The organism is Anaerobacillus sp. 63XJN7_5_ISO-PGPR-S23-430 (assembly GCF_056173695.1).
On record NZ_CM149686.1, the window covers coordinates 1,901,346 to 1,913,149 of the forward strand.

Genomic DNA, 11,804 nt, shown 5'->3' on the forward strand with positions numbered 1-11,804 from the left:
GTGATAAATAATAAATGATAGTATAGTTGTGATAACAGTGATTAGAGAATGTTTTGAAAAAGTGAGGTGTACGCTGTGGAAGGAAAAATGAAGGCGATTGTAAAGCATGAACGTGCAAAGGGTGCTCAGCTACAAACCGTTGATATTCCACTAATTAATGATAATGAAGTATTAATTCAAGTAAAAGCAACATCGATTTGCGGAACAGATGTACATATTTATACGTGGGATGAATGGTCTCAGAGCCGCGTAAACCCTCCATATGTTTTCGGTCATGAATTTGCTGGAGTGGTTGTAGAAAAAGGAAAGAACGTAACTAACCTTGAGGTTGGAGATCATGTTTCAGCTGAAACTCATATTGTCTGCAATCAATGTCCACAATGTTTAACAGGGAAGTTTCATATTTGCGAAAATACGAAAATCATCGGTGTTGATACGGACGGCTGTTTTGCGGAATATGTGGCTCTTCCATCACAAAACATATGGAAAAATCCTGAGTCTCTTTCATTCGATGTCGCTTCTGTTCAAGAGCCAATGGGGAACGCAGTACATACTGTACTCGCTGGAGATGTAGCAGGAAAGACCGTAGCGATCATTGGCTGTGGGCCAATCGGTATTATGGCTGTAGGTGTAGCGAAAGCAGCTGGCGCATCACAGGTCATTGCACTTGATCTAAATGACTATCGTCTTGATCTTGCGAAAGAGATGGGTGCAACAACCGTCATTAATTCACGGAATGAAGATCCTCTTCAAGTTGTGAAGGAGCTAACACATGGCCATGGCGTTGACGTTGTATGCGAGATGTCAGGACATCCGATTGCAATGAACCAGGGCTTCAAAATGGTGACAAACGGTGGCCGCGTTTCTATTCTAAGTTTACCGGTGCGACCAGTTGAAATTGATGTGACAAATGACATTGTTTTCAAAGGGATTACCGTTCAAGGAATTACTGGAAGAAAAATGTTTGAAACATGGCGCCAGGTTTCTGGATTATTGCAGTCAGGTCAGGTAGATGTGGAGCCAATGATTACGCATCACTTCCCGCTTGAAGACTTTGAAAAAGGCTTCGAATTAATGATCGAGGGTAAATGTGGTAAGGTAGTATTACATCCATAAGGCTCAAATTGAGCCATTACATAATAATGAGGAGGCCGATCAATGAAAGGTTTTGAATATCTCCAAGAAGAGCTTGATCAAATGCAAGAGGAAGGCGTGTTTCGTAATTTAATTCCGCTTGAATCCGCTCAAGGGTCACGCGTTACGATTAAAGGAAAAAACGTCATTCAGCTGTCATCAAACAACTATCTCGGACTGACGGACCATCCGAAAATGAAACAAGCAGCGATTGAAGCAGTTGAAAAATACGGTGCAGGAACAGGTTCTGTTCGAACGATTGCAGGAACGCTTTCAATGCACGAACAGTTTGAAGAAAAGCTTGCTGAGTTCAAGCACACAGAAGCGGCGCTCGTTCTTCAATCAGGATTTGCAACGAATCAAGCAGTCCTTTCAGCGATCCTATCGAAAGAAGACGTCGTGATTTCTGATGAATTAAACCACGCTTCGATCATTGACGGCATTCGCTTAACAAAAGCGGGACGTCGTATTTACAAGCATACGGACATGGAAGACCTTGAGAACGCACTGAAAGAAACACAAGATTATCGTACACGTCTTGTTGTAACGGATGGTGTTTTCTCAATGGACGGAAACATTGCACCGCTAACTGAAATTGTCGAGCTTTGTGAAAAGTATGATGCGCTTGTAATGGTTGATGACGCTCACGCGAGTGGTGTACTTGGGGAGAACGGTCGCGGTACGGTTGACCACTTCGGCTTAAACGGACGCGTTCACATCCAAGTTGGTACGCTTAGTAAAGCAATTGGCGTTCTAGGTGGTTACATTGCAAGTACAAAAACACTTCGCGATTACCTGATCCATAAAGGTCGTCCATTCTTGTTTAGTACTTCTCATCCTCCAGCTGTAACAGCGGCTTGCTCAGCGGCAATCGACGTTCTTGTGGAAGAGCCAGAGTTGATCGAGAAGCTTTGGGATAACACGAAGTTCTTTAAAGCTGGCTTGAAAGAGCTTGGTTTTGACACAGGCATTAGTGAGACACCAGTAACACCTGTCATCATTGGTGACGAAGCGCTCACACATAAATTCTCTGATAAACTATTTGAGAACGGCGTCTTTGCGCAGGGCATCGCGTTCCCTACCGTTGCTAAAGGAAAAGGCCGCGTTCGTACGATCGTAACGGCTCAACATTCAAAAGAAGATCTCCAAGAAGCACTAGATGCATTTGAAAAGTCTGGAAAAGAGCTTGGAATTTTATAAATGAAAGATGGAGGGGGAGCGATCCCTCTCTTTTTTTAGGATAATTTTGTACCCACATCTGCTTTATTTCATCTATCCTGGGCTTTCTCATTTCCAGGTTTTATTGATTAAATACTCTGAACCCCTTATAATAAAGGAATGTCCATTAGTTACACATTTCTTAATTGACAATAAAGGATAACGTATAAAACGAAGCTTTTATAGAAGTGATTTCTATTAGCGAGGTTTTTTCTAAGTTTAGGAGCATTATGCTCTTTTTCATAGCAGGGTCATCCTTTTTAATTAGAAAGGAGTCGAACGACATGAACGAACAACAGCGTCTGGATTCGCAAATCAATGTAAAGAAAACAGAGAAAACAACGGAAGATTTCGCGAAATATTTCCAGACAACGTACCAGGCACCTAACTTAAAAGATGCCAAGCGAAGAGGGAAAGAAAATGTAAACGTTCATTACGATTTTGAAATTCCAGAGAATATTAAAAACCTTGGGAAAGATAAAAAGTTTTTGATTCGTACGTACGGATGTCAAATGAATGAACACGATACAGAAGTAATGGCAGGAATTTTTGAAGAAATGGGATTTGAAGCTACAACGGAAGTCAAAGAGGCGGATGTTGTTCTCCTAAATACGTGTGCGATTCGTGAAAACGCTGAGAACAAAGTATTTGGTGAGCTCGGTCATCTAAAACCGTTGAAAATGGAAAATCCCGATTTAATCATTGGCGTATGCGGGTGTATGTCACAGGAAGAATCTGTCGTAAACCGTATTATGCAGAAGCATCAATTTGTTGATTTAATCTTTGGGACACATAACATTCACCGTCTTCCAGAACTGATGGAGCAAGCTGTCTTCGGTAAAGAAATGGTCATGGAAGTATGGTCTAAAGAAGGCGACATTATTGAGAACCTTCCTAGAACGAGAAAAGGTGAAATCAAAGCATGGGTTAATATCATGTACGGCTGTGATAAATTCTGTACATATTGCATTGTTCCTTATACACGAGGGAAAGAAAGAAGCCGACGCCCTGAAGATATTATTCAAGAAGTACGCCATTTAGCTGCTAAAGGCTATAAAGAAGTGACGCTTCTCGGACAGAATGTAAACGCCTACGGGAAAGATTTAGAAGACATCGAGTATGGACTTGGTGATCTTATGAACGAGATTCATAAGATTGATATTCCTAGAGTTCGCTTCACGACGAGCCATCCTCGTGACTTTGATGATCGTCTTGTGGAAGTGCTCGGTCAGGGCGGTAACTTAGTTGATCATATTCACCTTCCTGTGCAAAGTGGAAGCAATGAAGTTCTGAAATTAATGAACCGTCGCTACACACGTGAAACGTATTTAGAACTAGTTAGTAAAATTAAAAAGGTTATGCCTAACGCAACCTTTACAACAGATATCATCGTAGGGTTCCCTAATGAAACGGATGAGCAATTCGAAGAAACGATGGAGCTTGTGAAGGAAGTAGAGTATGACAGTGCGTATACGTTCATTTACTCCCAGCGTGATGGTACACCAGCTGCTAAAATGAAAGATAACGTCCCAATGGAAGTGAAGAAAGAACGCCTTCAGCGCTTGAATGCCCTTGTGAATGAAATGGCTGCCAAAAACAACGCTGTTTTTGAAGGACAGATCGTAGAAGTGCTTGTTGAAGGGGAAAGTAAGAAAAATGCAGACGTTCTTTCTGGTTATACAAGCAAGAACAAAGTTGTGAACTTTAGAGGTCCTAAATCGTTAGTTGGTCAAATTGTTCAGGTGAAAATCACAAAAGCAAAAACGTGGTCACTTGATGGGGAATACATCGAAAAAACGGCTGAGGTGAATGCATAATGATATCAAGAATGGAAGTAATTTCAAAAGCGAAAGATCTTGCGAAGCTCGTATCTGAAACAGAAGAAGTTGATTTCTTCAAACGTGCAGAAGAAAAGATTAACGAAAACAAAAAGGTTCAAAGTCTGATTGCTCGTATTAAACTAGAGCAAAAAGAAGCGGTTAATCTTCAGCACTACAGCAAGCATGAAGCATTGAAGGAGAAGGATGAGCGTATTGACAAACTCATGCAGCAGCTTGATGAAATTCCTGTCGTACAGGAATTCAAGCGCTCGCAATCGGATGTGAATGATCTTCTTCAACTTGTAGCAAACACGATTTCTAACACGGTAACAGATGAAATTATCGAATCAACTGGTGGAAACGTACTTGAAGGAACTACTGGCTCAAGTCAGCAGGGACCTGGTTGTAAGTAATAGCTTCCATATCTTCATCATTTAACTTGAATACGAAAGCCTTCCAATGGTTTATTGGAAGGCTTTTTTTGATTGGATGCAAACTGTTTTTTGAAATAGTCACTTATTATATTGGATAATTATGTTAAAGTGAACAAAGAGACTACATAAGCTATTTCTTCAAACGGAAGAGTTTCTATGTATTTTAATAGCGAAAGGTTAATGGCGTTATAGCCTGAATAGCGGAATCCTGGAGGAGGCAATGGTGTGCGTATTTTTCATGTAAGTGAAGAAGACGATATTCAAAAATTTTACCCAAGGATTCCTACGCGTAAAGATCTTGACCAATCAATAGGACTTGTTTGGGCCGTTAACGAAATTTGTTTACCTAACTTTTTAACACCTCGAAATTGTCCGCGCGTTTGCTTTCACGTCGGGCCAAATACTTCAGATGCAGATAAGCAAACATATCTATCTTCGAGTTGTCAGCATGTGATCGTCCTTGAAAATAGCTGGTTTGAAACGATGACTCGAACTAAACTCTATTTGTATGAGTTCGATGCGATGCATTTTAAGCTCCAAGACGAGAATGCTGGCTATTATGTAAGCGAAACCACCCAAGTTCCAATGGATAAGATTGAAATAGATCACCCCATTCAGGAGCTATTCCGTCGTCAGGTAGAAGTAAGGTTTGTTGATCAGCTGTGGGATATCTATGATGAGATCCAACAAACAACGCTTCAGTGGTCCATGTGCCGAATGAGGTTTGCTCGTTCAAGAAATTAAAAAGAGAGGAGTAGTCAGGTGGAGCTTGGTCATCCAATCGCTGCTGGAAATACAGCGAAAGTTTACATCGTTCAAGATAAAATTGTGAAAGTGTTTCGTGAAGACCTTCCAGAAGGAACCTCTTTCTATGAAGCTGAGAAGCAACGTTACGCTTTATCAAAAGGACTTCCGGTACCGAAAGTCATTGAGGTAACGAAAATAGATGGTAGACAGGCGATCATGATGGAAAAAATCAGCGGTCGCACGTTAGGTGAGCTACTTTTAGAAAATAGGAATCTAGCACAGCACTATATGGAGATGTCCATTGACATTCAACAAAGGATTCATCAAATTAGCGCCGACTCGTTTGAACCGATGACCGAAAAGCTAACACGCCAAATAGGTGAAGCGGAGCGATTAAGTCAATCTCAAAAAACAGCGTTACTCCTCAAATTGAGTGAAATGCCAGTTAAGAAGCAGCTTTGTCACGGTGATTTTCATCTATTTAATCTGATTATGGACGATCAAGTAACGATTATTGATTGGGTGGATGCTAGCGCTGGGGATAGCCGAGCAGATGTTTACAGAACGTATCTATTGTATACGCAATTTTCAAGCGAATTAGCGGAACTGTATTTACAGCTCTATTGTATAAAAAGTGGCTTATCAAAAGATGAAATCATGGAGTGGGCTCCGATTATTGCGGGGGCACGGTTATCAGAAGGAGTATTATCAGAAGACAGCGATCGTCTATTAGAGATTGTAGATAAGTTAAGAATGAGAGGATAAAACGCCTCTTAGGCTTAACTTATTTCTATATATAATTTTCACATACCATACTTTTTTAAGAAAAATACGAAAAGGTTGTAAAGCATTGGACATTCGAGACATAGACTGATAGTGGAACAGCCTTTATATATAAGAAAACATTTATTTTATGGTGTTGGTCATGTTATTTCGTGTTGAAGTAAAAAAAGAGGAACACTGGTCGTTTGTCTTGCATAGGATGAGAATGAAGATTGGAAGAGGAGGTATGATCGATGTCAGAGGAATATAATTACAGAGAGATATTCGCCAAAGCTGTTTGCGGAAAAGGGCGTAAATTTACACAGGATACAAACACAGTAACACCAAACCATAAGCCTTCTAGTATTCTGGGTTGCTGGATTATTAACAATCAATTCACTGCGAAGAAGCGTGGTGACGTTGTACAGGTGGAAGGCTCTTATGACATTAATATCTGGTACTCTTACAGCCATAATACGAAAACAGAAGTCGTAACAGAAACAGTCAAATATCATGAAGAAATTCCTCTTCGCTACAAAGACAAAGACTGTGTTGCTGAAGAAGTGGTTGCAAAAGCGATACAGGAGCCTAACTGTCTCGAAGCTACTATTGCACCGAGCGGTCATAAGGTCATTGTTCAAGTGGAAAGAGAGTTTCTTGTAGAAGTGATTGGCGAAACGAAAATTTGCGTATACGTTAATCCGGATGGCTGCGGAGACGATGATGACGATTGGGATTATGATGTAGACGATGAAGAGTTTGAAGATTTAGATCCGAACTTTTTAATTGGTGATCTAGAGGAATAGTGCGTCCAGGGAGAAGCAATCCTTCTTCCTGGTTTTTATTTTGTCATTAAGAGCTTGTAGAGTCTAACCGCCAATTTCGGTATTCATGATTACGCTGCATGCTCCAAATCCTTCGGTCGTTTCACCCCTTCGATTGAGACATAAAACGTCTCATTCTCAGGGGTTCCAACGTCCTACGGATTTAAACAGGCACACTCCGCTTTTCTTGTCTAGCTGCGTGTGCCAAATCCTTCGGTCGTTTCACCCCTTCGATTGAGACATAAAACGTCTCATTCTCAGGGGTTCCAACGTCCTACGGATTTAAACAGGCACACTCCGCTTTTCTGATATGCTATACTGTTATTTGAATAGATTTAAGATTGGTGGAGAAGAAACATGGCTCGATATACCCCGATGATGGAACAATATTTACGGATTAAGGCAGAGTACCAGGATGCCTTTTTATTTTTTCGTTTAGGCGACTTTTATGAGATGTTTTTCGAGGATGCGATGCGCGCTTCGAAGGAATTGGAGATTACATTAACGAGCAGAGATGGTGGGGGAGAAGACCGCATTCCGATGTGTGGTGTGCCTTATCATGCTGCTGAAAACTATATATCACAGCTAGTGACAAAAGGTTATAAGATTGCGATTTGTGAACAAACAGAAGATCCGAAACAGGCGAAAGGCGTCGTTCGAAGAGAAGTCGTTCAGCTTATTACGCCAGGTACGGTGATGTCGGACCATTTAATTAAAGAAAAGGAAAATAACTACATTGTGGCTATCTCCGCATTTGATGATGAGACTTATGCGCTTGCGGCGAATGATTTAACGACAGGTGAATCGATGGCAACAATTTTAGCTCTCGATCATCATGAAGTAATCGGTGAGCTTTCGAATCTGGCCCCGCGCGAAGTCATTCTTGCGAGTGATAGTGAGGCACTTTCTACAGCGATTCAAGAGCGAATGACCGTTACCGTATCGATTGAAGATGATGTGACGATTCCAGAATCGCTGCAGAAGTTAAGTGACCATATCGATCAGCCGAAGCTTCTTCAGGTGTTTGGACGACTTCTTCAGTATTTGATTCGTACACAAAAGCGGTCAATGGATCATCTTCAGCCGCTTCGCCACTATCACGTTTCACAATATATGAAACTTGATGTGAATTCCAAACGAAACCTCGAGCTAGTGGAGACGATCCGGGATAAAAAGCGGACAGGCTCTCTCGTCTGGTTCCTTGATAGTTCGGTAACAGCAATGGGCGGACGATTACTAAAGCAGTGGGTTGAGCGCCCGCTCTTACAGCAGCGAGAAATCGAGAAGCGTCAGGAGCTTGTCGAGACGTTAATGAAGCAGTTCTTTGAACGTGAGACGATTCGTGAACAGCTTCAGGGCGTCTATGACCTTGAGCGACTTGCAGGGAAAGTGGCGTTTGGAAACCTAAACGCTCGTGATCTGGTACAGTTGCGAAAATCGCTAGAGAAGATTCCAGAAATCAAGCAGGCAGTGGGATCACTTGATAACCCATATGCGAATGAGCTTGCGGGGGAAATCCTCCCATGTGATGATCTCGTTCAGCTTCTACAGGCAGCTATTGAAGATAACCCGCCTCTTTCTGTGAAAGAAGGGCAAATGATTCGAGACGGCTATCATGCGGATCTCGATAAATACCGCGATGCGAGTCGGAACGGCAAAGACTGGATTGCGGCCCTCCAAATGCAAGAGCGAGAGCGTACGGGGATTAAATCTCTTAAAATTGGCTACAACAAAGTATTTGGTTATTATATCGAAGTAACAAGATCAAACCTTCCGAACCTTCCAGAAGGTCGTTATGAGCGGAAACAGACGCTTTCTAATGCAGAGCGTTTTATTACCCCTGAACTAAAAGAGAAGGAAACGCTCATTTTGGAAGCGGAAGAAAAGATTGTTGATCTCGAATATAGCTTGTTTGCGAACTTACGTGAAGAAGTGAAGACTTACATTCCTGAGCTTCAGCAGCTTGCGAGAAAAATTAGTGAGCTCGACGTGCTTCAATCGTTCGCGGTTGTAAGTGAAGAAAATCGCTTCACTAAGCCAGTCTTCTCCAAAGAACGTAAAGTGGCTGTTGAAGGCGGACGTCATCCAGTCGTTGAGAAAATGTTAAAAGGCCGAGAGTATGTGGCAAACGACGTGATGATGGATCGCGATCGTGAAATCCTCTTAATTACAGGTCCTAACATGAGTGGTAAAAGTACGTACATGCGCCAGCTCGCCCTGATTTCGATCCTTGGGCAGATCGGATGTTTTGTACCAGCGGAATCCGCTGTGCTCCCTGTGTTTGATCAAATCTTTACGCGAATCGGTGCGGCAGATGACCTTGCAGCTGGGCAAAGTACGTTTATGGTGGAAATGCTTGAAGCGAATTACGCCATTACGCGTGCTACGCAAGATAGCTTGATATTACTTGATGAGATTGGTCGCGGAACGTCAACGTATGACGGCATGGCGCTTGCGCAGTCAATTATTGAATATGTGCATAGTGAAGTAAGAGCAAAGACACTCTTCTCAACGCACTATCATGAGCTAACAACGCTTGAGGAAGACCTTGATCGCGTGAAAAATGTTCACGTTAAAGCGGTTGAAGAGAAGGGCAGAGTTGTTTTCCTTCATCGCGTTCATGATGGATCTGCTGATAAAAGTTACGGTATTCACGTGGCGCAGCTTGCCAATTTACCTGATGCGCTCATTCAGCGTGCAGAAGCGATATTAGCTGAGTTTGAGGCAGAGCCTGGCGCTCCAACTACACCTGTAGAGAAAAAAGAAACGGTCGAAGTCAAAGAAGATGATGCGCAGCTTGCTTTCTTTGATCAAGCAGAGGAAAAGAAGAAGCCAGCACGATCGTCTGGTGAGAAAGCGATTCTAGATCGCTTGAAGTCAGTGGATATTATGGAAATGACGCCGATGGACGCGATCAATACACTATATGAATTAAAGAAGCAGTTAAAGTCGTAGAGAAAGGGTGAGGAAGATGGGAAAGATCGTACAGCTTGATGATCAGCTTTCAAACAAAATAGCTGCCGGTGAAGTGGTGGAAAGACCGGCCTCTGTTGTGAAGGAACTAGTGGAGAATGCCATTGATGCAGAAAGCAGTGAAATCACAATTGAAATTGAAGAGGGCGGTCTTTCCAAAATTCGCATCGTAGATAACGGAAATGGAATGGATGAGGAAGATTGCAAGCTCGCTTTCTTCCGTCATGCGACGAGTAAAATCAAAAATGAACGAGACTTGTTTCACATTGAAACGCTCGGCTTCCGCGGGGAAGCTCTTCCGAGTATCGCAGCGGTTTCTCACTTAGAATTAAAAACCTCAACAGGAGAAGCGGCTGGAACGTACGTCAAAATTGAAGCGGGCAAAGTAGCGGAATTTAAAGCAACGGATAGTCGAAAAGGAACGGAAATGACCATCACGGGCTTATTCTACAATACACCAGCTCGCTTAAAACACATGAAAACCGTTCATACGGAGCTTGCGAATGTGGCTGACGTGATTAACCGTCAGGCAATGGCTCATCCGGATATTGCGTTTCGCTTCTTTCATAATGGAAAAAAACTTCTGTCCACGACAGGAAACGGTGATCTGCTTCAAGTAATCGCAGCGATATATGGCTATAACACAGCGCGTAAAATGCTTCCACTACAGGCAGAAACAATTGATTTTTCTGTCAGTGGCTATGCAGCGAAGCCAGAGTTAACACGTGCTTCCCGTCAGTATATTTCTCTCATCATTAACGGGCGTTACATTAAAAATTTTCCGATATCAAAAGGGATTCAGCAGGGCTACCATACCCTTCTTCCTATCGGTCGTTACCCTATTGTCGTTCTTCATATTAAAATGAATCCAACGCTCATTGATGTAAACGTCCATCCATCCAAATTGGAAGCGCGCATTAGTAAGGAACAGGATCTCGCACTCGCGATTGAAAATGCGATTAAAGGCATCTTCAAGAAGATTGAACTCATCCCGGAGCAAGCTCCACCGAAGCAAAAGGAGCCTGAGACTGAGCAGCCAGCATTTCATTTTCAACATGAGGTTCGGAATAAAGAGCCTGAGGACGTGCCGATTAGACGTGAATGGACTCCTGATAGAAAAGTGGAGCATTCGGATGAACAGACCGAATCGTTTCCTCAACCTTTTAGCGTGAAGGAAGAGATCCAAACAGAGCAATATGAGCCGAGACCAAGTGACGCTTCAACACATTCTAGAGAACGGGAAACGCGGGACGAGCTAGAGATGGCGATGGACTACGTGAAGGAAACGAACAGTGATTCACGCATTCCTCCGCTTTATCCGATTGGTCAAATGCACGGAACGTATATCCTTGCACAGAATGAGAATGGGCTGTATATTATCGATCAGCATGCAGCACAGGAGCGAATAAAGTATGAATTTTATCGTGAGAAAGTCGGCGAGATTGATCCGGTTGTACAGGAGCTTCTCGTTCCGATTACACTAGAATACAACACATCCGAGTCGGCGATTATTGATAGTCGAATTGATGACCTTGCGAAGGTTGGCGTTTTCTTAGAATCATTTGGACCGAATAGCTATATGGTCAGCGCTCATCCCGTTTGGTTCCCCAAAGGAGCTGAACAAAATACGATTGAAGAATTGATTCAGGAGGTCGTTGATAATCGTCGGATCGACGTTAAGAAGCTGCGTGAGGAAGCGGCGATTATGATGTCGTGTAAGAAATCCATTAAAGCGAACCGTCATTTACGTGATGATGAAGTGTTCACGCTTCTTGAAACGCTGAGGCAGTCGATTGATCCATACACGTGTCCACACGGTCGTCCGATTATCATTCATTACTCCACGTATGAGATGGAGAAAATGTTTAAGAGAGTGATGTAACGAGCACAAT

The 11,804-nt window shown here is 42.6% G+C and carries 9 protein-coding genes; all 9 read left to right on the forward strand.

The window, feature by feature from the left end; all coding sequences use genetic code 11:
• Window positions 1–75 precede the first annotated feature (75 nt).
• Entirely contained in the window at window positions 76–1,116 is a 1,041-nt protein-coding gene (gene tdh / locus AC0VYJ_RS10200; protein ID WP_475367293.1) for an L-threonine 3-dehydrogenase, read from the forward strand.
• 42 nt (window positions 1,117–1,158) lie between these two features.
• Entirely contained in the window at window positions 1,159–2,334 is a 1,176-nt protein-coding gene (locus tag AC0VYJ_RS10205; RefSeq protein WP_194221464.1) for a glycine C-acetyltransferase, read from the forward strand.
• A gap of 302 nt (window positions 2,335–2,636) precedes the next feature.
• Window positions 2,637–4,169, forward strand: a complete 1,533-nt coding sequence (miaB, locus tag AC0VYJ_RS10210) for a tRNA (N6-isopentenyl adenosine(37)-C2)-methylthiotransferase MiaB (RefSeq protein ID WP_430242587.1) — start codon at window positions 2,637–2,639, stop codon at window positions 4,167–4,169.
• A complete protein-coding gene (locus AC0VYJ_RS10215) occupies window positions 4,169–4,585 on the forward strand; it encodes a YlbF/YmcA family competence regulator (RefSeq protein WP_404682209.1) in 417 nt (138 codons plus the stop codon). Before miaB ends, AC0VYJ_RS10215 begins: the two co-directional genes overlap by 1 nt.
• A 246-nt stretch (window positions 4,586–4,831) precedes the next feature.
• Window positions 4,832–5,350 carry a DUF6886 family protein gene (locus tag AC0VYJ_RS10220; RefSeq protein WP_475367294.1) on the forward strand — a complete coding sequence of 173 codons (519 nt, stop codon included), beginning with the start codon at window positions 4,832–4,834 and terminating at the stop codon, window positions 5,348–5,350.
• 18 nt (window positions 5,351–5,368) lie between these two features.
• Window positions 5,369–6,118, forward strand: a complete 750-nt coding sequence (locus AC0VYJ_RS10225) for a phosphotransferase family protein (protein WP_475367295.1) — start codon at window positions 5,369–5,371, stop codon at window positions 6,116–6,118.
• A 251-nt stretch (window positions 6,119–6,369) separates the two neighbouring features.
• Window positions 6,370–6,921 (forward strand): outer spore coat protein CotE, encoded by a 552-nt coding sequence (locus tag AC0VYJ_RS10230; protein ID WP_194221469.1) that lies wholly within the window; start codon window positions 6,370–6,372, stop codon window positions 6,919–6,921.
• A 375-nt stretch (window positions 6,922–7,296) separates the two neighbouring features.
• Window positions 7,297–9,894 carry a DNA mismatch repair protein MutS gene (mutS, locus tag AC0VYJ_RS10235; RefSeq protein WP_475367296.1) on the forward strand — a complete coding sequence of 866 codons (2,598 nt, stop codon included), beginning with the start codon at window positions 7,297–7,299 and terminating at the stop codon, window positions 9,892–9,894.
• Window positions 9,895–9,910: 16 nt separating this feature from the next.
• Entirely contained in the window at window positions 9,911–11,794 is a 1,884-nt protein-coding gene (mutL, locus tag AC0VYJ_RS10240) for a DNA mismatch repair endonuclease MutL (RefSeq protein ID WP_430242574.1), read from the forward strand.
• Window positions 11,795–11,804: the final 10 nt, after the last annotated feature.

Coding starts and splice junctions, on each gene's coding strand:
- mutS (WP_475367296.1), top strand. CDS start 7,297: ATGGCTCGATATACCCCGATGATGGAACAATATTTACGGATTAAGGCA.
- AC0VYJ_RS10230 (WP_194221469.1), top strand. CDS start 6,370: ATGTCAGAGGAATATAATTACAGAGAGATATTCGCCAAAGCTGTTTGC.
- AC0VYJ_RS10215 (WP_404682209.1), top strand. CDS start 4,169: ATGATATCAAGAATGGAAGTAATTTCAAAAGCGAAAGATCTTGCGAAG.
- miaB (WP_430242587.1), top strand. CDS start 2,637: ATGAACGAACAACAGCGTCTGGATTCGCAAATCAATGTAAAGAAAACA.
- AC0VYJ_RS10205 (WP_194221464.1), top strand. CDS start 1,159: ATGAAAGGTTTTGAATATCTCCAAGAAGAGCTTGATCAAATGCAAGAG.
- mutL (WP_430242574.1), top strand. CDS start 9,911: ATGGGAAAGATCGTACAGCTTGATGATCAGCTTTCAAACAAAATAGCT.